At 46.4% G+C, this 224-nt stretch carries 1 protein-coding gene; it reads right to left on the reverse strand.

Features of this window, described 5'->3' with window-relative positions:
• Window positions 1-3 precede the first annotated feature (3 nt).
• A partial coding sequence (locus IM273_RS22295; RefSeq protein WP_193055672.1) for a prepilin peptidase occupies window positions 4-224 on the reverse strand: 221 nt, incomplete at its 5' end.

A 224-nucleotide genomic window follows, 5' to 3' on the forward strand; every position in this document is an offset into this window, starting at 1 on the left:
TATTTAAAATATGAAAGCAAACTGCTGTCCAATAAACACGACTATTCCAGCAAATGACAGATAGGGTCCGAAAGAAATAGTGAGGTTATTTTTATTTAAATTATTTAACGCGAAATAGCCCGCGATACCGCTCAACGCTGCGGCAAGTTCAATTGAAGGCAGCGCCTGCCAACCGCACCAGGCGCCTAAGGCCGCCAGCAGCTTAAAATCGCCGTAGCCCAGCC

The sequence above is a fragment of the Enterobacter cloacae complex sp. P13B genome, assembly GCF_014895915.1.
Taxonomy (GTDB): domain Bacteria; phylum Pseudomonadota; class Gammaproteobacteria; order Enterobacterales; family Enterobacteriaceae; genus Enterobacter; species Enterobacter bugandensis.